The sequence below is a fragment of the Agarivorans sp. QJM3NY_30 genome (assembly GCF_050870855.2).
Taxonomy (GTDB): Bacteria; Pseudomonadota; Gammaproteobacteria; order Enterobacterales; family Celerinatantimonadaceae; genus Agarivorans.
The window spans coordinates 2528394-2551750 of the sequence record NZ_CP194038.2; the positions used below are offsets into that span (position 1 = coordinate 2528394).

21 protein-coding genes are annotated in these 23357 nt (G+C 43.3%); 4 read left to right on the forward strand and 17 right to left on the reverse strand.

The window, feature by feature from the left end:
• The first annotated feature begins 6 nt into the window (after positions 1–6).
• Positions 7–1434, forward strand: coding sequence for a 16S rRNA (cytosine(1407)-C(5))-methyltransferase RsmF (gene rsmF, locus ACRRSX_RS11620; RefSeq protein ID WP_432453047.1), 1428 nt, complete (start codon positions 7–9; stop codon positions 1432–1434).
• 272 nt (positions 1435–1706) lie between these two features.
• Here rsmF and ACRRSX_RS11625 read toward each other — a convergent pair whose 3' ends face one another.
• The 13 genes from ACRRSX_RS11625 to yceD form a co-directional block, all read right to left on the reverse strand.
• Positions 1707–2486 (reverse strand): TatD family hydrolase, encoded by a 780-nt coding sequence (locus tag ACRRSX_RS11625; protein ID WP_432453046.1) that lies wholly within the window; start codon positions 2484–2486, stop codon positions 1707–1709.
• Complete coding sequence (locus ACRRSX_RS11630; protein WP_432453045.1) at positions 2480–3415, reverse strand: DNA polymerase III subunit; 936 nt, start codon at positions 3413–3415, stop codon at positions 2480–2482. Before ACRRSX_RS11630 ends, ACRRSX_RS11625 begins: the two co-directional genes overlap by 7 nt.
• Positions 3416–3428: 13 nt before the next feature.
• Positions 3429–4061: a dTMP kinase gene (gene tmk / locus ACRRSX_RS11635; RefSeq protein ID WP_432453044.1), complete on the reverse strand. Its 633-nt coding sequence runs from the start codon at positions 4059–4061 to the stop codon at positions 3429–3431.
• Positions 4062–5051: an endolytic transglycosylase MltG gene (mltG, locus tag ACRRSX_RS11640; RefSeq protein WP_432453043.1), complete on the reverse strand. Its 990-nt coding sequence runs from the start codon at positions 5049–5051 to the stop codon at positions 4062–4064. It abuts the gene before it with no gap.
• Entirely contained in the window at positions 5044–5826 is a 783-nt protein-coding gene (pabC, locus tag ACRRSX_RS11645) for an aminodeoxychorismate lyase (protein ID WP_432456179.1), read from the reverse strand. The genes mltG and pabC overlap by 8 nt, the downstream gene beginning before the upstream one ends.
• A gap of 80 nt (positions 5827–5906) precedes the next feature.
• Complete coding sequence (gene fabF, locus ACRRSX_RS11650) at positions 5907–7151, reverse strand: beta-ketoacyl-ACP synthase II (protein ID WP_432453042.1); 1245 nt, start codon at positions 7149–7151, stop codon at positions 5907–5909.
• Positions 7152–7226: 75 nt separating this feature from the next.
• A complete protein-coding gene (gene acpP, locus ACRRSX_RS11655; protein ID WP_016403339.1) occupies positions 7227–7463 on the reverse strand; it encodes an acyl carrier protein in 237 nt (78 codons plus the stop codon).
• Positions 7464–7627: 164 nt separating this feature from the next.
• Entirely contained in the window at positions 7628–8362 is a 735-nt protein-coding gene (gene fabG / locus ACRRSX_RS11660) for a 3-oxoacyl-ACP reductase FabG (protein ID WP_432453041.1), read from the reverse strand.
• Between the two features lie 12 nt (positions 8363–8374).
• The gene (gene fabD, locus ACRRSX_RS11665; protein WP_432453039.1) at positions 8375–9304 is read right to left on the reverse strand and encodes an ACP S-malonyltransferase; all 930 of its coding nucleotides are present in this window, start codon (positions 9302–9304) and stop codon (positions 8375–8377) included.
• A gap of 15 nt (positions 9305–9319) precedes the next feature.
• Positions 9320–10279, reverse strand: a complete 960-nt coding sequence (locus tag ACRRSX_RS11670; RefSeq protein ID WP_432453037.1) for a beta-ketoacyl-ACP synthase III — start codon at positions 10277–10279, stop codon at positions 9320–9322.
• Positions 10280–10286: 7 nt separating this feature from the next.
• Positions 10287–11312, reverse strand: a complete 1026-nt coding sequence (plsX, locus tag ACRRSX_RS11675) for a phosphate acyltransferase PlsX (RefSeq protein ID WP_432453036.1) — start codon at positions 11310–11312, stop codon at positions 10287–10289.
• Positions 11313–11323: 11 nt separating this feature from the next.
• Positions 11324–11497: a 50S ribosomal protein L32 gene (gene rpmF / locus ACRRSX_RS11680; RefSeq protein WP_432453035.1), complete on the reverse strand. Its 174-nt coding sequence runs from the start codon at positions 11495–11497 to the stop codon at positions 11324–11326.
• A 12-nt stretch (positions 11498–11509) separates the two neighbouring features.
• Positions 11510–12040, reverse strand: coding sequence for a 23S rRNA accumulation protein YceD (gene yceD, locus ACRRSX_RS11685; protein WP_432453034.1), 531 nt, complete (start codon positions 12038–12040; stop codon positions 11510–11512).
• Between the two features lie 130 nt (positions 12041–12170).
• On the opposite strand from yceD, the gene ACRRSX_RS11690 reads away from it, so the two are divergent.
• Positions 12171–12755 carry a Maf family protein gene (locus ACRRSX_RS11690; RefSeq protein ID WP_432453033.1) on the forward strand — a complete coding sequence of 195 codons (585 nt, stop codon included), beginning with the start codon at positions 12171–12173 and terminating at the stop codon, positions 12753–12755.
• A 50-nt stretch (positions 12756–12805) separates the two neighbouring features.
• On the opposite strand, the gene rluC is transcribed toward ACRRSX_RS11690, so the two are convergent.
• Positions 12806–13756 (reverse strand): 23S rRNA pseudouridine(955/2504/2580) synthase RluC, encoded by a 951-nt coding sequence (gene rluC / locus ACRRSX_RS11695; protein ID WP_432453032.1) that lies wholly within the window; start codon positions 13754–13756, stop codon positions 12806–12808.
• Positions 13757–14170: 414 nt separating this feature from the next.
• Here rluC and rne point away from each other — a divergent pair, with 414 nt between their 5' ends.
• Entirely contained in the window at positions 14171–17419 is a 3249-nt protein-coding gene (gene rne / locus ACRRSX_RS11700; RefSeq protein ID WP_432453031.1) for a ribonuclease E, read from the forward strand.
• A 76-nt stretch (positions 17420–17495) separates the two neighbouring features.
• Here rne and ACRRSX_RS11705 read toward each other — a convergent pair whose 3' ends face one another.
• From ACRRSX_RS11705 to udk, 3 genes are all read right to left on the reverse strand, one after another.
• A complete protein-coding gene (locus ACRRSX_RS11705; RefSeq protein ID WP_432456178.1) occupies positions 17496–17927 on the reverse strand; it encodes a low molecular weight protein-tyrosine-phosphatase in 432 nt (143 codons plus the stop codon).
• Positions 17928–18037: 110 nt separating this feature from the next.
• A complete protein-coding gene (locus ACRRSX_RS11710) occupies positions 18038–19918 on the reverse strand; it encodes an AsmA family protein (RefSeq protein ID WP_432453030.1) in 1881 nt (626 codons plus the stop codon).
• A 109-nt stretch (positions 19919–20027) separates the two neighbouring features.
• Positions 20028–20672, reverse strand: a complete 645-nt coding sequence (gene udk, locus ACRRSX_RS11715) for a uridine kinase (RefSeq protein WP_432453029.1) — start codon at positions 20670–20672, stop codon at positions 20028–20030.
• A 472-nt stretch (positions 20673–21144) separates the two neighbouring features.
• Here udk and metG point away from each other — a divergent pair, with 472 nt between their 5' ends.
• Positions 21145–23196: a methionine--tRNA ligase gene (metG, locus tag ACRRSX_RS11720; RefSeq protein WP_432453028.1), complete on the forward strand. Its 2052-nt coding sequence runs from the start codon at positions 21145–21147 to the stop codon at positions 23194–23196.
• The last annotated feature ends 161 nt before the right edge of the window (positions 23197–23357 follow it).

Sequence of the window (23357 nt, forward strand, 5' to 3'; positions counted from 1 at the left end):
TTTATTTTGTCGAAAACGATTAACTTTCCCAGCCAGTTCATTTCGCGTATTGAACAAGATCTACCTAACGATTTGAGTTTGGCAAGCTTTAAAGACATATGCCAACAACCTTTGCGCAAGAGTATTCGAGTCAATACTTTAAAAATATCGGTCTCGGCATTTATCAGCCTTGCAGACCAACTTGATTGGCAATTGCAGCCTATTCCTTGGTGTGAACAAGGCTTTTGGATCGATCGTGCAGAAGACAGTGTTTCTTTAGGTAATACTGCTGAACATATGGCCGGGCTATTTTATATCCAAGAAGCAAGCTCGATGTTGCCAGTGAGTGCTTTGTTTAATTTTTACCAAGGACAAGACGACAGCCTCATTTTGGATGCCGCCGCCGCCCCAGGGTCAAAAACCACTCAAATTGCCGCTCAGCTCAACGGTTGTGGCGTCATCATTGCCAATGAGTTTTCAGCTAGTCGAATTAAAGTGCTTAGTGCAAACTTATTACGCTGTGGTGTAAATAACGCTGCTATCACTCACTTTAGCGCGGAAGTATTTGGCCAGTGGATGCCTGAAAAATTTGATGCCATTTTATTGGATGCACCATGCTCTGGTGAAGGCACCTTAAGAAAAGATCCCTTAGCCTTAGAAAACTGGAGTGAACAGCACCTGAGCGAGATCTCCGCCTTACAATTTAAGCTCTTGGAAAGTGCTCTGTTTGCTTTGAAGCCTGAAGGCTTATTGGTATATTCCACCTGCACCCTCAATCGACAAGAAAACCAGCAAGTTATCTCCCGCTTGATGTCTGAATATCCGAAGCAGTTAGCCCCACTTCAACTTGCCGATTTATTTCCCGGTGCTGAGCGAGCCTTAACCGAGGAAGGTTACTTGCATATATGGCCGCAATATTTCGATAGTGAAGGCTTCTTTGTTGCAGCCCTGCGTAAAACAACGCATGGATTGTCAGCAGAGAAAATACAAAAAAATATTAAGGGTTTTACTTACCATAAAGCCAATACCAAACAATGCCAAGCGATTAAACGGCACTTTACGGATGGTTTTGCTTTAAGTCTGCCAGAATCCTATAGCGTATTTATAAAGGGCGACAGCTATTGGTTAATCCCCGATACGTTCTTAGCCATAAAGGATGAAATGCGTTTTGAACGAGTTGGTCTAAAGCTTGCCGAATCATTCAAGCAAGGTTTTCGAACCAGCCATGATGCGATCACCAGCTTAGGCGCTTTGATCGGGAAAAATACGGTCACACTTGATGAACAGCAAGCACATCACTTTTATCAGGGAAAAGATATCGCCTACCCAAATAGTAATCGTGGTGAAGTAGCCTTAATTTATAAAGACCAAGTGATTGGTTTAGGAAAGTGGATCCGCAACAAAATTAAGAATGCTTACCCGCGAGAATTGGTCAAAGACAAAGGCCTATATTGAGTTTGCAAAGTCAGTGTTGACAGCTAGACTTATACCAATCTGATTCATCATATGAGTAACTTATTGCGCACAATAAATCTGCCGATAACGAGGCATGAAGTGAAGTCACTAGTGACTCTAACTACAAGATACATAACCCCGTTAGCAGTGATTTGGGCCAACAAAAATGAACAGATAATTAGTTAGATTGGAATTAAATGATTATTAGCGCAAGGCTCTTTAAAGAGCCCTTCCCCTACTCTCCACTCAAGGATTAGAGTGGAGATGTCTTTTTAAGGTTTAGCTAAACTAAATAACTCAAAGAAATTATGACTGGTCTGTTCTGCGACTTGCTCAAAACTGATGCCTTTGATATTCGCTAAACACTCCGCTACCACCCGGGTATAGGCTGGTTGGTTCTCTTCACCGCGATGTGGGATCGGCGCTAAGTAAGGACTATCCGTTTCAACGAGAATACGTTCGAGGGGGATCTGCTTAAAGGTCTTTTGTAATTCTTTTGCTGAATTAAAACTAATAATGCCAGACGCTGATATATAAAAACCCATTTCGATGGCCGCGAGAGCCATCTCTAAACTTTCGGTAAAACAGTGTAATACACCGCCACATTGCTCTGCCCGATGCTCAGCCAATAAACGTAGGGTATCGTCTCGAGCATCACGAGTATGCACAATTAAAGGTTTGTTGTATTCAACCGCTAATTGGATCTGCTCAATAAATACAGTCTGCTGTAACTCTTTATGTTCTTTTGCATAAAAATAGTCTAAGCCAGTTTCACCCACAGCAACCACTTTAGCTTGCTGAAGATATTGAGCGAGTAAAGCTTTATCGAAGGCTTGCTCTTGAACATACAATGGATGCATACCACAAGAGGCAAATACATTATCGAATTGTTCGACTTTTTCCATCATCGCCGGAAACTTATCCGGCGAAATAGCAACCGCCAAACAATAATCGACCCCCGCTTGTTTCGCTTTACTTAAAGCATCGGCGACATTGTTATGTTTGCCTGGGTAATCTAATCGGTCTAAGTGGCAATGAGAGTCAACTAACACGAAACGGGTTCCTTAAATCGATTGAATAATGGGTAGAGCTGCTGGCCAAGATTTAAACTTGGAAATGATTCTAGCTGTTTCACCAACAATAACCAATCTTGGTAGGCTTTGTTTAAGGTTGAAGCTGATAACTGCTTGACTGGTAATTGTGGGAACAATGCTTGATTAAGTAATCCTCCACGAATACTGCTGCTTAAAGCCAGCGTATGGCCTAACCATGATAGTTGTGCCGGTTGTTTTTGTATTATATCGCCGAGTTTATGTGTTTGACCATGAACCATCTGCTGGTACTGCGTTAAAAACAGCTGTAAATCTTTCAGTGATTGCTGGCGATAAAACTCAGCCATGATTAACGGCGCACCATTACAAAAACGGTGTATCAGCAGAAAATTTTCATCGAGTCTTATTTTTTGTTTCACCAGCCAAGTTTTGACTAACTCAAGTGGTGGAGTTGGAAGGTTAAATGATTGGCAACGACTGCGAATGGTTGGCATCGCTTTAAACGGTAAGTGGTTAATGAGTATGAAAAAGGTGCCATCAACAGGTTCTTCAAGTGTTTTCAATAAGGCATTATTAGAAGCATCGTTGAGTAAGCTAATATCGTGAATAATAGCAACCTTATGTGGCCCGAGGTGACTAGTTTGGCCCGCCCAAGCGCTAAGCGCTCGAATATCATCAAGCTTTGGCTTGTCTTGATTCACCTGATACAAGCCACCATGATTATTCGCCTCAAATACCTGACAGCTATGACAAGCATTACAAGCTTGGTGAGTCTGTTCAGTACATAACAGTGTTTTCGCAAGAAATTGTGCCATTTGCTGCTTGCCCAGGCCTTTCTCTCCTCTTAATAGTATGGATTGAGGAAAGTGCTGTTGTTGTAGCTGTGAAGCTAACTGCTTCCAAATTGGGCCTAACCAGGGCAAACTCATAAATGACTCTCGCTTAGATATTATCTACATATTGGATAAGTATCGCCGTAATGGACGCGGCGACTTGCTCCATGTTTTGGCTGGCATCGATAAGCATGATGCTCTCTTTTTCTGCAACTTGCTGTAGATAAACTTCTCGAGTACGTTCAAAGAAGCTCAAATCTTGCTGCTCGATACGATCGAGCTCCCCGCGCTGGCGGGCTCGACTCAAACCTAAACTCGGCTCAATATCTAAGTACAAGGTGAGATCAGGTTCAAAATCACCAATTGCAATCTGCTTAATCGCTTTTAGCTTGGCCATTCCCAGCTCTCGCCCGCCACCTTGATAGGCGAGTGAACTTAAGTCATGGCGATCACCGATAACCCAGGTACCGTTCGCTAAAGCGGGACGGATCAGCGTTTCTACCAATTGCGCGCGCGCGGCATACATCAGCAACAATTCCGTACTATCACATACATGTTCGTTTGCCATCCCCTGCTTCACAATGTCTCGTAGGGCTTCAGCAATTGGCGTTCCACCGGGCTCTCGGGTGCTAATAAATGGGATATCACGGTGATTCAGGACCGTTTTAATCGCGCTAACTGCGCTGCTTTTACCTGCGCCTTCCAAGCCTTCTATTACAATAAATTTTCCAGGAGTCATCATCTACTTCTTTAAAATGTATTTACGTACAGCACGATTGTGCTCTGCTAGCGATTTTGAAAAATAATGTTCACCACGACCCTTCGCGACAAAATATAAATATTGGGTGTGTTCAGGGTTTAAGGCTGCAGCGATAGCGTCTTCACTCGCCATCGCTATCGGTGTGGGCGGTAAGGCTTTAATTACATAAGTATTATATTCGGTAGCCTCACGTAGATCTTTACGACGAATATTACCATCGTAACGGTCCCCCATGCCATAAATAACCGTAGGATCGGTTTGTAAACGCATGCCTTTATTTAGACGGTTAATAAATACCGATGCAATTCGCGGACGCTCGAATTTTGCGCCCGTTTCCTTTTCAATAATAGAGGCTAAAATAAGCGCGTCATAGGGTTTGGCTAAAGGTAAATTTTTATCCCGTAGCTGCCAATGAGCAAGCAGTGTTTTGTCTAAAGCTAAATAGGCTCGTTTAACAATTTCTTCCGCAGAAGTGCCGTGGACGTAAAAATAGGTTTCCGGTAACAACAAACCTTCTAACTTGCTCCGTTCACTGCCCAACCAAGAGGCTAGTTCTTGCTCAGTTTTCGAACTCGATTTGATGCCTTCGGCTTGGTTTAACTTTTGCCAAAATTGTTTAAAGGTTTCCCCTTCAATCAAACTTACTTTCAGCTGCACCACATTACCGCTCGTTAACAACTGACTAAGCGTCGCATAGCTAAGCTGTTTAGCCAGTTGGTAGTGACCAACTTTTATCTTCCCAAATTGTGGATTGAGCTTAATCCAAAACCTTAACCACCAATTGTCTTGCTCGGCATCAGTAAATGCCAAGTTAGCCATCTTATAAAAATTATCGCCTGGCTCAACAGCAAGCAATGCCACTTGGCTGCTCCTCTCTTGGTTCCATTGTTGTTCCAGAAAATGTTTGAAACTTATAAAGCCAATGCTTACCAACATGGCTAACAGCATGACGCTAATAAAAAATTTACGCAAAACGAATTACCAACTGTTGAAACCAACGACAAGCATGATGCTCTGTGAATACTCGCTCATTGAACTGTTTTATAGGTGCAAACTGGAGCACGGCATTGCTAATAAAAATTTCATCTGCTGCTGCGAGTTCATCAAGTTGAAATTGGCCTACCTGCCATTTGTAAGGCGAATGATGACAGTGGTCCATCAGAAACTGACGCTGGATCCCTGCGACACCAGCCGTCTTGAGATCAGGACTATATAGCGTATTTCCTTTTAACCAGAATAAATTAGAAGATACACATTCAATCATGTGATCAAAAATATCCAGACAAATCAAATCATCAAACTTAGATTGATCCGCTTCCTTACGTAACATCACTTGCTCTAAACGATTGAGCGTCTTTATGGAAGAAAAGCTACAGCCAGCTGCCAAGCGTTGGCCGGCCACCCCTAAACTTAAGCCATCTTGTTGCCAACATGTATAATGCTCGGGGTAAGCAGACATCGAAATAAGCAGCGTCGGTTCAACTTTGTCTGGAATTGCATACCCTCGCCCACCGACACCTCGGGAAATCAATATTTTTGCAACCGCATGTGGATGCTCAATTCGACTTAATAGTTCTATGTACAGACTATCTAAATCAAGTTGTGGAAATCCCAATTGTTGTTGCGCGGCTACCAGTCTCTGGCAATGGTAATCCCATAACACAGGTTTGCCTTGAGCAATTAACACCGTGGTGAAAAAACCATCTCCATAGTTTAAACCACGATCATGACTATTAACGTTAACCACTTTCAATTGTGATGCCCCTAAACATAAAAAAGCCTGATATGAACATCAGGCTTTCAATTTTTCATAGTATCGAAGTGAGTTTAATCGTCAACTTTCTTAAATACTAACGAACCGTTGGTGCCACCAAAACCAAAAGAATTGGATAAAGCGTAATCGATTTTAGCTTCGCGTGCTTGACCAACCACATAATCTAAATCACAACCTTCACTTGGGTTTTCCAAGTTGATGGTTGGCGGAGCGATTTGATCACGGATTGCTAATACAGAAATAATCGCTTCAACAGCGCCTGCGGCACCTAATAGATGACCGGTCATCGATTTAGTAGAGCTAACCAATACAGTTTTAGCATGTTCACCAAATACCGTTTTCACCGCTTGAGTTTCTGCGATATCACCTGCCGGAGTCGAGGTACCGTGGGCATTAATGTAATCAATATCCGCAGCATCAATGCCGGCATCTTTAATCGCTGCTGCCATCGAACGTGCAGCACCATCACCGTCAGCTGGTGGAGATGTCATATGGTAAGCGTCACCACTCATCCCAAAACCAACGAGCTCTGCATAAATCTTAGCGCCACGAGCTTTTGCCGCTTCATATTCTTCAAGCACAATCACGCCAGCGCCATCGCCTAATACAAAACCATCGCGATCCTGATCCCAAGGCCGACTCGCCTTTGATGGATCATCGTTGCGAGTGGATAGCGCTTTGGCAGCACCAAAACCGCCCATACCTAAATGAGTTGATGCTTTTTCAGCACCGCCAGCCACCATCGTATCAGCATCGCCATAGGCGATCATTCTGGCAGCCAAACCAATAGCATGAGCGCCTGTGGTACAGGCTGTTGTAACCGCAATGTTCGGTCCTTTAAGGCCTTTCATAATAGAAAGATGCCCAGCTACCATATTGATAATGGTTGATGGAACAAAAAACGGACTAATTTTACGCGGTCCATTTTTTAAATAATGTTCGTGATTTTGCTCAATTAAGCCTAATCCGCCAATGCCCGAACCAATTGATACACCAATCCGGTCAGCGTTTTCTTCGGAGACTTCAATACCCGAATCTTCGAAAGCCATGATGCCAGCAGCGACACCATATTGAATAAACGCGTCCATTTTACGAGCATCTTTCTTACTCATGAACTGTTCTACATTGAAGTCTTTAACGAGACCAGCAAAACGGGTGGGAAATGCGGATATATCGAAATGCTCAATTGGCCCAATACCACTTTGGCCTGCTTTGAGTGCCTGCCAAGTTAATTCAGCGGTATTACCTACTGGTGATAACGCACCAATACCAGTAACAACGACTCTACGCTTAGTCACTGAAATGCCTCCAAGGGGGGATTTACTTATCTTAGGGGGATGCAAAATGGGCGACCTATGTCGCCCACTTTTTAACTAATCTTGATTATTTAGAACGTAATCAATTGCAGCTTGTACAGTAGTTATTTTTTCAGCTTCTTCATCAGGAATCTCAGTATCAAATTCTTCTTCCAAAGCCATAACCAATTCTACTGTATCTAAAGAATCAGCACCTAGGTCATCAACAAAAGACGCTTCGTTTTTAACTTCGTCTTCACTTACACCAAGTTGCTCAATGATGATTTTTTTAACACGTTCTTCAATTGCACTCATGACAATATTTTTCCTTAGTAATACGCTTCTGCGTTGTTGCGATAGTGTATTCAAACCGAGATACTTTGCAAGCCTAACCGTAGTGGTCTAACCACATTTTTCGTAGTTATTTTTATGAAAAACTTGCGATCTATCAATTTTTTGCGTTTTTTTTAAGCCATTGCTTAAACCATGTACATTCCGCCGTTCACATGAATGGTTTCACCGGTAATATAAGCAGCATCGTCGCTGGCCAAAAATGCAACCGTCTTTGCAATCTCTTCAGCATCACCTAAACGGCCCATAGGCACTTGCGACAAGATAGCACCACGTTGATTCTCGTCAAGTGCCCGAGTCATATCTGTTTCAATAAAACCAGGAGCAATCGCATTTACGGTGATCCCTCTAGAGGCAACTTCGCGCGCTAAAGAACGGGTGAAACCAAGTACACCGGCTTTCGCAGCCGCATAATTTGCCTGACCCGCATTCCCCATCGTGCCAACAACGGAGCCGATGCTGATAATACGCCCATGGCGTTTTTTCATCATCGAGCGTAATACCGCTTTACTTAAACGAAAGATAGAGCTGAGATTAGTATTGATTATGTCTTCCCATTCGTCATCTTTCATTCGCATCAACAGGTTATCGCGAGTAATCCCAGCATTATTGATCAAAATATCGATATCACCATATTTTGCTTTAATATCGATAAACAACTGCTGAATAGATTCGCTGGAGGTTACATCCAAAGCGAGCCCTGTACCATGCTCTCCGAGGTAGTCACCGATTGACTCCGCCCCTTTCTGCGATGTTGCGGTACCAATAACGATAGCGCCTTTGGCAACCAACGTTTCGGCGATTGCGCGACCAATTCCACGACTGGCTCCCGTTACTAGTGCTACTTTACCTTGTAAAGTCATCAATATTCCTCGTTACTTATCTAATGCAGACTTAATCGATGTCAAATCATTAATAGTCGCTGCTACCAATGGTTTATGAATTCGTTTTACCAATCCAGTCAATACTTTGCCCGGACCACACTCATATACAGTTTCAATGCCTTTGGCTGCCATGGCTTCGATGGTTTCAGTCCAACGTACCGGGCTATAAAGCTGCTTAATTAACGCTAATTTAATCGCTTTGGCATCTTTCTCAATGGCAACATCAACGTTATTAATCACGTCGAATTTGGGCTCAGAGAATTGAATCCCTTCAATATAGCCTGCTAGTTCATCGGCTGCAGGCTGCATTAACGCGCAGTGAGACGGTACGCTTACCGGCAATGGCAAGGCTCTTTTTGCACCCGCTTCTTTACATAATACGTTGGCTCGCTCGACTGCTTCTTTGTGCCCGGCGATAACCACTTGACCCGGAGAGTTAAAATTAACCGCTGTCACCACTTGGTCTTGCGCAGCTTTCTCGCAAGCATCAATAATGTCTTGATTACCTAAACCAATGATTGCAGACATGGCACCAACCCCAGCAGGAACAGCTTGTTGCATCAACTGGCCACGGTATTCAACCAACTTCAGTGCATCAGCAAAATCTAATACACCGGCGCAAGTTAAGGCTGAATACTCGCCTAAGCTGTGTCCAGCTAATAAGCTTGGCATTGTGCCACCAAGTTCCTGCCAAAGTCGCCATAGGGCGACTGATGTGGCTAATAATGCAGGTTGAGTACGACTGGTAACATTCAAATCTTCGACAGGCCCATTCGCAATAAGTTCGGCTAAATCATAGCCTAGAACTTCAGATGCTTGTTTTAAGGTATCCACTACCACAGAATACTCGTTCGCCAATTCAGCCAACATGCCCACACTTTGTGAACCTTGGCCTGGAAATACGAATGCTAAATTATTCATCTTCTATCCTAATTGTTAAAATCTAACTAGGGCACTGCCCCATGCAAAACCGCCACCAAAGGCCTCTAATAATACAAGGTGCCCGCGTTGAATGCGACCATCGGTTACCGCTTCATCTAAAGCAATCGGCACTGATGCCGCCGAAGTATTACCATGTCGGTCCAAAGTCAACACAACTTTCTCTATCGGCATAGCGAGCTTTTTGGCTGTGGCTTTAATAATTCTAAAGTTAGCTTGGTGAGGAACTAACCAATCTAATGCTGATTTTTCGACTCCGTTTGCCTGCAATGTATCGGTCACAATTTCACTGAGGCGAGTCACGGCAACTTTAAATACTTCATTACCACTCATGCTCATATATGATTCCATGGTAGAGCCTGACATACCACGGCGTGGATGAGGTAATTTAAGCAATTCACCAAATCGACCATCAGCATGAATATGAGTAGACAAAATTCCGGGTTCTTCGCTTGCTCCCAATAGAACTGCGCCAGCACCATCGCCGAAAAGAATAATGGTGGAACGATCATCGGGATCACACATATGAGACAACTTGTCTGCGCCGATAACTAACGCGGTTTTAACAAGACCACTCTTAATATATTGGTCCGCAACACTCAGTGCATAGGTAAAACCTGCGCAAGCTGCGGCGATATCAAAAGCGGGAACCCCGGGTAACTCCAATTTAGCTTGCACTTCACAGGCCGCAGCGGGAAATGCATTTTCGCTTGAAGTCGTGGCAAGGATGATTAAGCCAATGTTGCTTTTGTCAATAGCTGCACGCTCAATTGCCAACTGTGCTGCATAAAATCCCATGTCTGCAACAGACTCATCGTTACCCGCAATTCGACGCTCTTTAATCCCTGTACGATCAGTGATCCACTGATCGCTCGTCTCTACCATGCGCTCAAGATCAGAGTTGGTTCTCACGTTAATTGGTAGGTAACTACCGGTAGATAAAATTTTTGAGTACATAAATGATTTAATGCTTATCAATTAATAATGATTCAAGTTTGTCGGTAATACGGCTAGGAACTTGTTGCTGTATTTCGGCAACCGCTTGATGAATAGCTTGAAGAAATGCTTGTTCATCGGCATGACCATGACTTTTAATCACAATACCGCGCAATCCTAACAGACTGGCGCCATTATACTGGTCGGGGTTCAGTTGTTTTAACTGAGTTTTAAAACTCGGAAGAAATAGTTTGAGTACAAAACGCGCAAACCAATTTACATCAAATTGGTTTTTTAATTTTGACAGTATCAGCTGAGAGACACCTTCCGCTGTTTTTAGTGCAACATTACCAACAAAACCATCGCACACGATCACGTCAGCCTTACCACTAAATAACTGATTACCTTCGACAAAGCCGATATAATTTATTGCGTTTAAGTTTTCAAGAAGTTGGGCCGTTTGTTTTACGACATCGTTACCCTTAATTTGTTCCTCACCAATATTTAGTAATGCAACCCGTGGACGAGTCATTCCCCAGACACTCTCGGCCAAAGCAGAACCCATTAGGGCAAATTGCATTAAAACATCGGAGTCACAACTCGAATTCGCACCCAAATCCAATAATAAACTGCCTCGCCCATTTTCCTCGGGTAAATGACTGACCAATGCAGGGCGTTCGATCCCCGGAAGCAGCTTTAGCACAACCTTGGCCATCGCCATTAAAGCACCAGTATTACCGGCACTGATGCAAGCATCAGCTTGGCGCTGATGAACTAGGTCTAAGGCAAGGCGCATCGATGAATGTCGACGGGAACGAAGTGCGATTAACGGTTTATCATTCGCACTCACTACCTGTGAGGTATGAATAAAATTGAATCGAGGGTGAAGATTGATTTTGTGGCTAACGAGCAAAGTCTCAACCACCTGCTTGTCGCCAGTTAAGATAATATTAAGATGAGGGTAATAGTTAAGTGCCTGCGCAACGGCAGGCACTGTAACATGGGGGCCAACATCGCCCCCCATTGCATCAACTGCAATTGTAATTTTTTGCAAAATGCAAAAATTTACTTGTTGATTACCTTGTTACCGCGGTAGAAACCGTCAGCAGTAACATGGTGACGACGGTGAAGTTCACCTGAAGTTGCGTCAGTTGTTAATGCAACATTGTTTTCAATTGCGTCGTGTGAACGGCGCATGCCACGTCTTGAACGTGTAACTTTACTTTTCTGAACAGCCATTGACCCAGTCTCCTAGTCTTTCTTTTTTAAACTTTCTAACACTGCAAATGGATTCGGTTTCGATTCTTCCTCTACTTCCTCAATCTCGCCAAATACTTGTTCGCTTTCTTTCACTAAACAATCGCTTAATGAATGTCTAGGAATAATCGGTAACGCCAATAATAGCTCGTCTTCGATCAACTCTTGCACAACAAAGTAGTTATCGTCATTAAGTTGTAGTGGTTCGTAATCTTCAGTTAACGCTTCCACTTGCGATTCATCGCAGACTGGCGAATAGGTAAACTCAACATCAATGGCGTAACTAAACGCTTCACCACAACGTTGGCATTCCAACTCCACCTCAGTTAACGCTCTGCCTTGAACGACAACCAACCCAAGAGGGTCAGTTTCAAAGCGTAACCAGACGTCTACATCACTATTCACTTTCAAGCTTGCTTCGCTTAGACGGGGCAAACGCTTAACCTCAAGAGTACCTTGATAGTCTAACTTTCGCTTAGCCGCCCTAAACGGGTCAATCTCTACTGGTAATTTCACTTTCTGCATAAGGCGCGCATAATATAGTTACAGTTAGCGATAGTCAAAACAAATTCTGCTTTTTTCATGGCTTTAAAGCATCGCCATTGCTGAAGATTGTGTTTAAAATCATCGTTCTCTCATTTTTGGTTAAAAAACGATGAAAAATCGCCTAGTTCTTGCCTCGAGCTCCCCGTTCAGAAAACAGTTACTTCAGAAAATCGTTCCTGAGTTTAGCACTTTCAATCCCGATATAGATGAGACACCATTCGCAAATGAAACAGCCGAGCACTTGGTTAAGCGCCTAGCTGAACAAAAAGCGATAGCTGGTGAGTCTCAATTTCAGCAACATTTGATTATAGGCTCCGACCAAGTTTGCTGTATTAACCACAAGATTGTCGGCAAACCAGGGGATCACCAAACTGCAATTAAGCAACTCACTGAAGCCAGCGGTCAAACAATTACCTTTTATACCGGCATGGCTTTATATAATAGTGAAAATAAACAAATGAATAGCTTGGTTGAACCCTTTGAAGTTAAATTCAGAGATTTAAGCATTGAGCTCATCGAACGATATCTTCAGCTCGAACAACCTTATAATTGTGCGGGCAGCTTTAAAAGCGAAGGTACGGGTATTGTATTGTTCAAACACCTACGCGGAGATGATCCAAATAGCTTAATCGGATTACCGTTAATTAAGCTATGTGCTTTACTTGAGGCTCAGGGCTTCACATTGCTGGTTTAGCAATAGATGGCAGGCAAAAGCCAAAGGGAGGCTCACCTCCCTCACTTCACCTAAATCGGCTTTAAACAATCGCAAACCGCTTGTAACTTAGGATCTAATGGCGCAGTCAACTGCATTTGCTGTTGAGTGCCTGGATGTTCAAAGCGGATCTGCCAAGCATGCAGAAATAGACGATGTAAGCCGATATCGGCAACTTCGGCGATGAGTTTCTTATCCGTATACTTATCGTCACCAGCAATACTATGCCCTGCATATTGGCTATGTACACGGATTTGATGAGTTCGTCCGGTGACCGGGCTGGCTTTCATCAAGGTCATATCGGTGTAACGTCGTTCTATTTTGTAGCGAGTAAGAGATTGTTTCCCTTCCATTGGGTCAACCACCACAACACGTTCGCCAGAAGCCAAGGCATTCTTTCGCAGTGGCGCGTCTACCGATTTAGTTCCTTTAGGCCACTGACCATGAACTAAAGTGAGATAGTCCTTCTGAACAAGCTTCTCTCTTAACTGTCGATGCATTTCTCGCAACGCGCTACGTTTCTTCGCGACAACCAGTAATCCCGATGTATCACGGTCGATGCGATGCACCAATTCCAGATAGCGGCAATCTTGGCGCAATGAGCGCAGTGCTTCAATCACACCAAAACTTAATCCGCTGCCACCGTGTACTGCCATCCCAGAGGGTTTATTCAAAACTAACAAATAATCATCTTCATAGATAATTTGTTGTTCGAGTTGAGTCACTTGATTAAGTTTATTTGAAGGTAAACTATTCGGCTCCGCGACCCTAATCGGCGGGATCCTGACCAAGTCTTCAGTTAGTAACTTATATTCGGGCTTTACCCGCTTTTTGTTAACCCTAACCTCTCCTTTGCGTAAAATACGGTAAATACGACTTTTAGGAACCCCTTTTAGCCGCTTTAGGAGGAAGTTATCTATTCTTTGTCCAGCCTCGTCGTCACTTACCGTGACCATCTGAACCGCTTTATTTTCGGTATTCATAGCAAAAAGTGTAACATGTTCATAAATAATTTGATGGAAAAATATAGCTTTGCTATATTTAACAGGCTTAAAGTGCCCGTTTTTAAACATTTTCCTAATTTGGCACCAACTTCAAGCTGTTATTTTTTGTAAAAAACGCAAAGCTTGATAGTAAGAATTTTCATAGCAACCTGATAGGCAATCAAAAATACTTGCCTTAAATCAACGCTATATAGAATAGATTTTTCAGTTCTGCAAGACTTTTTTGCGGCACTTATTATTTATAAAAGCGCCAAAATGCGCCCTAAGGATTAGAGTAGCTAACCGAGAGGTTACCTAATCGCTCTAACAAAAAACACAGGGTCTGGCCATTTAAGGCAGGTTAATTGCTGCTTGTGAGGTTGTTTTAATCAAACAAACCCCAAGGCAATATAAATGAAAAGAATGTTAATTAATGCAATGCAGCTAGAAGAGATGCGCGTTGCATTGGTCGATGGCCAGCGGCTATACGACTTAGACATAGAAAGTCCTGGTCACGAACAGAAAAAAGCGAATATCTACAAAGGTAAAATTACTCGCGTAGAGCCTAGTTTAGAAGCTGCATTTGTTGACTATGGCGCAGAACGTCATGGCTTCCTTCCCATGAAGGAAATAGCTAAAGAATACTTCCCCGAAGGCTATGTTTATCAAGGCCGCCCCAGTATTAAGGAAGTGATCAAGGAAGGCCAAGAGGTCATCGTTCAAATCGATAAAGAAGAACGTGGCAACAAAGGCGCGGCCTTGACCACTTTTATAAGTTTGGCGGGTAGCTATCTGGTTTTAATGCCAAATAATCCGCGTGCCGGAGGCATATCTCGTCGTATCGAAGGTGATGAGCGAACCCAATTAAAAGAATCGATGAACGGATTAGAGCTACCTAAAGGTATGGGCTTAATCGTTCGTACTGCAGGTGTTGGTAAGTCAGCTGAAGAATTACAGTGGGACCTAAAAGTTCTACTTAATCATTGGGGTGCAATTATTGATGCATCCAAGTCAAAACAAGCCCCATTTTTAATTCACCAAGAAAGTAACGTGATTGTTCGGGCTATTCGTGATTACCTTCGTCGCGATGTTGGTGAGATCTTAATTGATAACAAAACTATCTTTGAACAAGCGAAAAAACATATCGACTTGGTTCGCCCCGACTTCGTTAATCGCGTGAAACGCTACGAAGGCGAAGTACCAATGTTCAATCATTATCAGATCGAATCACAAATTGAGTCTGCATTTCAGCGTGAAGTTCGCCTTCCTTCTGGCGGTTCCATTGTAATTGACCCGACCGAAGCCTTAACTTCTATTGATATTAACTCGGCCCGAGCGACAAAAGGCGGAGATATTGAAGAAACAGCCTTACAAACCAACTTAGAAGCTGCAGATGAAATAGCTCGTCAACTTCGTTTGCGTGACCTTGGTGGCTTGGTGGTTATCGACTTCATCGATATGACACCTGTTAGAAATCAGCGAGAAGTCGAAAATCGCTTCCGTGACGCCATCCGTCAAGATCGTGCGCGAGTGCAAATTGGTCGAATTTCTCGCTTTGGTTTATTGGAAATGTCTCGACAACGCTTACGCCCTTCTTTGGGGGAATCTAGCACCCACATTTGTCCTCGTTGTAGTGGTCAAGGTACTATTCGAGATAATGAATCTTTGGCGCTTTCGATCCTCCGTTTATTTGAAGAAGAAGCGTTAAAAGAAAACACCTCTGAAGTACACGCTCAAGTCCCAGTGCCAGTCGCCGCTTATTTATTGAATGAGAAACGGGTCGCGATTAACAAACTAGAAAAACGTCATGATGTTCGCTTGATTATTATCCCAAATCAGCACATGGAAACACCACATTATGATGTGACTCGGGTTCGTAGTGGCGAAGAGACTCAAGAAACCAGTTATCAATTGACCGCTGAAAATCCATCTCCGGTATATCAACCAAACCAAGTAGCCAAGGAAAAAACTGAGGCAGAACAACCCGTTTTACAAGGCTTTTCTGCTCCAGCGGCCCCTGCCCCGACTGCAGCGCCTAAGCCTTTAGCTAAGAGCCCTAAAGCTGAAGTCCAACAAACCAGCGGACCTTCTCTGGGCGCCCGTATCGTTGCTTTTATTTCTGGCCTATTTAAAACCGAAGAAGCACCGGCTGCTAAACCAGCGCCACGCAGTCAGTCGAATGAGAAGGACAAGCGTAATCCTCGACGCAATAATCCTCGAAATGATAAGCGTAATGGCAAAACCCAAGAGCGAACAGAACGCAGCCGCGGCGAAAACAGCAGCAACAACCGTCGCCGTAAAGAACCGCGGAATAATAAAGGTGGACGCAACAACGCACTAAACGATGAAGCAAAAGCAAGCGTAAACACTTCGAATACTGCCGTTGCAGAAAAATCGCAAGTATCTAAAGCGCCAAAAGAAGCGGCTGCACCAAAAGAGCAACGCGTAAAAGAACGTAGAGAACGTCGTAATTTGCGTAAAAAAGTGCGTATGACAACTGAAGTATCCGAAGAACTCAGCCAAAATGCATCGGTTGCAGAAAAGGTTAGTCAAGAGATTACACCAAAAGCAAAGGCAAAGGCAAAAGCGGCGGAATCGACTTCACTTGAAAATGCGCTAAACGCAACTGAGACTGAACAAGCAGAAGTCGTTAAACCTAAACGCCGTCGTCGTTCTTCAAGCAATGCTGGGCGTAAACGCTTTAATGACTTACCAAAAGCGGAAACTAACGCAGAAGCCGTCGATTCACGTTACCCAGAAGCAGAAGCACCTGCAGAAACAGTGAAAGCCGAAGCACCTGTAGAAACAGGGAAAGCCGAAGCACCTGCAGAAACAGCGAAAGCTAAAGCACCTGCAGAAACAGCGAAAGCTGAAGCACCTGTAGCAGCAGCGAAAGCTAAAGCACCTGTAGCAGCAGCGAAAGCTGAAGCACCTGCAGAAACAGCGAAAGCTGAAGCACCTGCAGAAACAGCGAAAGCTGAAGCGCCTGCAGAAACAGCGAAAGCTGAAGCACCTGCAGAAACAGCGAAAGCTGAAGCACCTGCAGAAACAGCGAAAGCTGAAGCACCTGTAGCAGCGAAAGCCGAAGCACCTGCAGAAACAGCGAAAGCTGAAGCGCCTGTGGCAACAGCGAAAGCTGAAGCACCTGCAGCAGCGAAAGCTGAAGCACCTGCAGCAGCAGCGAAAGCCGAAGCACCTGCAGAAACAGCGAAAGCCGAAGCACCTGCAGCAGCAGCAGCGAAAGCTGAAGCACCTGCAGCAGCAGCGGAAGCTGAAGCACCTGCAGAAACAGCGAAAGCAGAAGCACCTGTGGAAACAGTGAAAGCTGAAGCACCTGCAGACACAGCGAAAGCTGAAGCACCTGCAGACACAGCGAAAGCTGAAGCGCCTGTGGAAACAGTGAAAGCCGAAGCACCGGCAAAAGCGATTGTTAAAGCGAAACGTAGTAATCGCGGGAAACTAAAGCCTAGCCCTGTCGACACCAAGGGCAGCGCTTCTGCTGCTATGGCAAAACCTGCAGCTCCGGTAGTAAGGTCAGCCCCTGTGCAGGAAGAAGTGAAAAAACCTTATGTTCGTAAGCCGATTAAAACTGGGACGCGACGCATATCAAGCAGCAGTTCAACCAGTTCGTCACAAAGCCCAATGACGAAGCCGAATAAATAGTTTTAAACGGTATAACAAAAAGGCCAGCATATGCTGGCCTTTTTTAATACATCTATTTTTATAGATTCGTTGGTCTTTAAAGTTTTAGTCTGGTAATGAGGCCATCGCTAGCTTGCTCTATTAGTCCCAAAACTTGTTTAAACCCTTGTACGCTGCCGTAATATGGGTCTGGTACTTCTTCGATATCCAGACCACCAGAGGGCAACAACAGCGCTAACTTGTGGCTATAATGACTAGGGCAATGTTGTTGCAAGTAACTAAGATTTTTTTTATCCGATGCAAGAATCAAATCAAATTTCGTAAAATCTTTATCAGCAACCTTACGCGAACGGATCCCTTTAAAGTTATAGCCTTTCTCCTCTGCAACTCTCATCGCTCTAGGATCTGGCTTATCACCACGGTGGTAATCGGTGGTGCCAGCCGAATCAACTTTAACCTTCAACGCTTGCTGTTTAAATTTCTCTCTGAGTACCGCTTCTGCGGTTGTCGAGCGACAAATATTGCCCATACAAACAACAAGAATCGATTTGACACCATTTAATTTATCCACTCAGTTCCCTTTACTCGCACCATCAGACCATTATAAAAGTTCTATTCCATTGGTAATAATGTATGCCTCTATTTAAAGAAGCTACCTAAACTATCCAATAATTTTTTATTACCTTCTTTTCCACCTAAGGCTTTATTCAACTCTTTATTCAGTGCTTCCTTCGCTTGGCCTTCAAGTAATTTCTTCATATCTAACTGCACTTTTGGTTGCGTCCAAGATCCACTGATTTTCAAAGGAATATCTAAACCTGCTAAATCATTAGAAGCCCCCTGTCCCTCTAAACTGGCAACAACCTTGGTAATAAAACTAAAATCTAAGCTTTCGTTAACTAAATGAGTTTTCCCTTTGCCATCAACCCTTAATAAGGGGGATACCATTTGAGCCTTAGTAACCGAAGCCAATGACTGACCGAGTTTGGTATGAATAACCAGTTCACTAAAATCAGTTTTTTGCTCTTGTTGAGCTTGTTGCTTATCACCCCCTTTTAAGGATACCGTTGCAGCTCGGATCATTTGTGGAATATTAATGCCATAAATTGCACCGTCACTAAAAGTCGCATTAATCGGTCCACTAATCCGCTGCTTGACCGCCATCGAAGTCAGCCCCTTACCTTTTAGGTTAAGGTCGACATCTAATTTTCCAGCAACAAACTCAAAGTTAGCGGCATCACTTAACAAAGGCTGAGCTTTCACTCCAGACAATTTAGCCGACATTGAATAACTCGCTTGCTTCTCATTGCCATTCACAAGCGCGCTGCTATCCAATTTGCCGCCATAAAGATCTGCGCTTAACTGCTTAAGGCTTAACACGCCACTTTTAATGACTAAGTGCTGCTTAATATTTTCCAAATGTAATTTTTGGTGCTGCAGCTTCGTAATGGTCAAACGCCCGTCGAGATTAATTGTTTTAAGCGCACTCAGATCAGGTTCCTGTTCAGTGCCAGGAGTCTGCTCAGGCGAAGTTTTAACCGCATCAGTTTGTTGAGCGTCTTGGCTAGGGCTAATGAACGCAGAAGTATCTAGTAATGGGATCATCAGGTTAAAGCTCAAACTTGGTATGGCATCGCTAAGCTGTAAACGACTGCTACCGCTAAGTTGAGTCTTACCATCAATATCGACGTTCAATGAAGATAGTTCGGCTATTTTCTGTGAAACCAAGTATTCCAAGTTCAGGTTAGACTGAATATTCATTTTACCATTCGGAATCGCATCACCATTTATTTCAAGGTTATTGTCTAAGTCTTTCACTGACAAACTTGAAAAATCTTTAGTGACAAACAAAATGCCGTGAGCTTGCTGTATTAAACTTAACTCTCCGTCGCTGTATTGGCTGGTCAATTCAAAACGATTGTCTTTACCAAGTTCTAAACCCTCTAACTTAAAGTCAATTGGGCCTACTTTTTGTGTCTTATTAGTTTTTAAATCAATCAGTTCAATGTTGGCATCTTTAATCACAAGTCCCGATAAGCTGATATTCCAAGGACTTGCTGCTTCCGTTGCGACTTGCTCGCTAGGAGCTTGACTGACCGACGGCTCTGTTTGAGATGCTGCGTCGCCAGTTTTGGTCAAATCATCCAAATTGCTTGAGCCGTCAGCATTGGTTTGATAACGAAAAGATAAACCGGAAAGCGAAATCTCACCCAAATCAATAGTCTTACTAAATAGGGGCATGAGTGCGACCGACATTTCTGCACCGTCAATGCTCAATGTTTCCCCTTGACCAAAGTTAGGATGATCTAATAAATGAAGCGAGCCTAACTGAAAACCAATACTTGGGAAAAAACGCCAAGATAAATCGCCATCAATCACCAGCTCTCTGCCAGTGGCCTCCTTGGTCTTACTTACAATAAGCTGTTTAACATCGTTGGTATCAACCAAAGAGACAGCAATCACTACCACAACGAGCAGCAACACAACGATAGCAATAAAGCCATATAGCAACTTCTTCATAACTTTCCCTACTTATAAAAGCGCTTGAATAATATGTAAATGACAATTAGATAATAATAAACTTTGTGATACTGCGTGTACTTTGTTTAGTAAAACAAGTGAATAGCACTCAAGATCCCAGTAAATGACGTATTTTACTTTTAATAATATCGATCGCGATTCGGTTTTTACCGCCACGAGGCACAATCACATCGGCATACTGCTTGGACGGTTCAATAAATTGCAAATACATTGGTCGTACCGTGTTGTGATACTGAGCCAATACCGAATCGAGAGTACGACCTCGCTCTTTAATGTCTCGCTGAATACGACGAGCCAGGCAAATATCTAAAGGTGTATCGACAAAAATACTGATATCCAGTTGTTCTCGAATCGCTGGGTCGGTAAACAAAAGTATACCTTCTAATACAATAATCTTAGTCGGCCACACAGTTTTTGTTTCGCTCATTCGATTGTTGACTGTGTAATTGTATTGCGGGCGCTCGATGGTTTGCCCCTGTTTAAGCGCTTGTAAATGTGTTGCTAATAAGGCGTGATCCATCGATTTAGGGTGGTCATAATTGGTCAGTTTACGCTTTTCCCTTGGAATATGGCTCTGATCATTGTAATAACTGTCTTCATTGATAACTGCAATACAACTATCACCGAGTTCATTACGAATATCACTTACTATCGTTTTAGAAAATAGGCTTTTACCGGATGCAGACGCCCCCGATATCCCGATAACGACAACATGATGATTTTGATTTTGCATTGAATTGACCTAAAATTTTTGCCGCAATTATAGGTGGTAAGCGTCGATTAGTCATTAGACTAATCGCTTTGTATCAGTGATTTATCATATATTAAACGCCCTTCCCTCTGCTCATACCAGCGAACAGTTTGAATTTTAGGTGGTGCACTATTTCGCGGCAATAGCGTTCATAAATTGCCCCTTGAAGCAGCATCATGACTAAGCGCTATATCGTAAGTCATATCAATTCATCTATATCACAAAGCACTGAGCACAATTAGATGAAACGAAGTGTAGATTGCTCATAAATACAGCATTTTTTGAGAATTCATCTGGATTACTAGATTAGAGAGGAACAGCCGTGCTCTAATCATCCATAAACGACTGTAAACCAAGCTTCAAAGGCCAACAGCCTCTAGGCATAAACCTTTGCTTAAGGTAGTATTACATCCCTTGATTCCCCTGTTTATTGACTGAGCTTACAGTAGATCACATGACAAACGAACAACGAGAAATTCTGGTCACCAGCGCTTTACCCTATGCCAATGGACCCATTCACCTTGGCCATTTATTAGAATATATTCAAACGGATATATGGGTTCGTTTCCAAAAGTTACGCGGTCATACCTGCACTTATGTGTGTGCCGATGATGCCCACGGAACGCCAATCATGCTAAAAGCTCAGCAGATGGGCATTAGCCCTGAAGAAATGATCAATCAGGTTCATAGCGAACATAGTGCCGACTTTAAAGAATTCAACATTGCGTTTGATAACTATCACTCTACGCACAGCCCTGAGAATAAAATTTTATCAGAAGATATCTATAGTCGATTGAACCAAGCCGGTCACATAAAAACGCGGACTATTTCTCAACTATACGACCCTGAGAAAAACATGTTTTTGCCCGATCGATTTGTTAAAGGAACCTGCCCTAAATGTGGCAGCGACGATCAAAATGGCGACAACTGTGATAATTGCGGCGCAACCTATAGCCCAGCTGATCTAGTTTCACCTAAATCGGTAGTTTCAGGTGCCGAACCGGTCCTCAAAGATTCCGAGCACTACTTCTTTGATTTGCCAGCCTTTCAGAAAATGCTGAAAGATTGGACTGTATCTGGATCGCTGCAGGATGAAATGTCTAACAAACTAAGCGAATGGTTTGAACAAGGCTTGCAACAATGGGACATCAGTCGCGATGCACCGTACTTTGGTTTCCAAATACCAGAGACCGACGATAAATACTTTTATGTTTGGCTCGATGCGCCGATTGGTTATATGGGCAGCTTTAAGAATTTATGTGACAAACGTGACGATTTAGATTTTGCTCATTATTGGAACCAAGACTCAAAAGCAGAAGTTTATCACTTCATCGGTAAAGACATTATTTACTTCCACAGTCTGTTTTGGCCGGCAATGTTAGAAGGTGCAGGTTACCGTAAACCAACCAGTGTTTACGCGCATGGTTTCGTCACGGTGAATGGTGCCAAAATGTCTAAGTCTCGTGGTACCTTTATTAAGGCGCGCACTTATTTGGATCATCTAGATCCTGAGTATTTACGCTACTATTATGCAGCCAAATTAAACAATAAAATCGATGATTTAGATTTAAATCTTGAAGATTTTGCGCAGCGGGTTAATTCCGATTTAGTTGGCAAGGTGATCAACATCGCCAGTCGTACTGCTGGCTTTATTAGTAAACGTTTTGACTCCCGTTTGTCTAGCGAACTGATTAATCCGGGCTTATTAAAAGAATTTACCGATGCAGAGCAAACCATCGCCGCACTCTATGAAGATCGTGAGTTTGGTAAGGCGATGCGAGAAATTATGGCGCTGGCTGATAAAGCTAATCAATATATTGCCGAAGAAGCACCATGGCAACTTGCCAAACAAGAAGACACCTTAGAGCGTGCGCATCAAGTCTGCTCTATGGGGATCCACTTATTTAAAGTGCTGATCACTTACCTCAAACCGGTTCTCCCAGAACTATCAATTAAAGTGGAAAAGTTCCTCAATGTTGAATTGAAGTGGAATGAAATTGGCGAGCACTTGGTGGGTTGTGAAATACAAAGCTTTAAGGCCTTGATGCAACGTATCGACATGAGCATAGTTGAAGCCATGGTTGAGGCCTCAAAAGACAACTTACAGGCATCGAGCCAAACCACCACTGAAACAGAAACCGCGACACCGGCCAAGTCTGTCGAAATTGAACCAATTGCAGAAACTATCAGTTTTGATGATTTCGCAAAAATTGATTTACGGATCGCTCGTATCGTTAAAGCGGAACATGTGGAAAAAGCCGAAAAGCTGCTTCGCCTCGAACTCGATATTGGTGGTGAAAATCGCCAGGTATTTGCGGGGATTAAATCCGCTTATTCCCCTGAAGACCTAGAAGGTAAGTTAACCGTAATGGTGGCAAATCTTGCACCTAGAAAAATGCGCTTTGGTAATTCTGAAGGTATGGTGTTAGCCGCTGGACCGGGTGGAAAAGATTTATGGATCTTAAGTCCCGATGATGGTGCTCAACCGGGCATGCGAGTCATGTAATTTACCGACGATTGGTCATCAATCAATGGTTCTATCCGAGTCTAAGGGCTCGGATTTTTTATCTTTAAAATAAGTGACACTTGCCTTATAACAATATAACTAATTGTCGGTTCATTGTTGCTGCCTAAATCACCGTTCACTGCATGATGAACCTTATGATT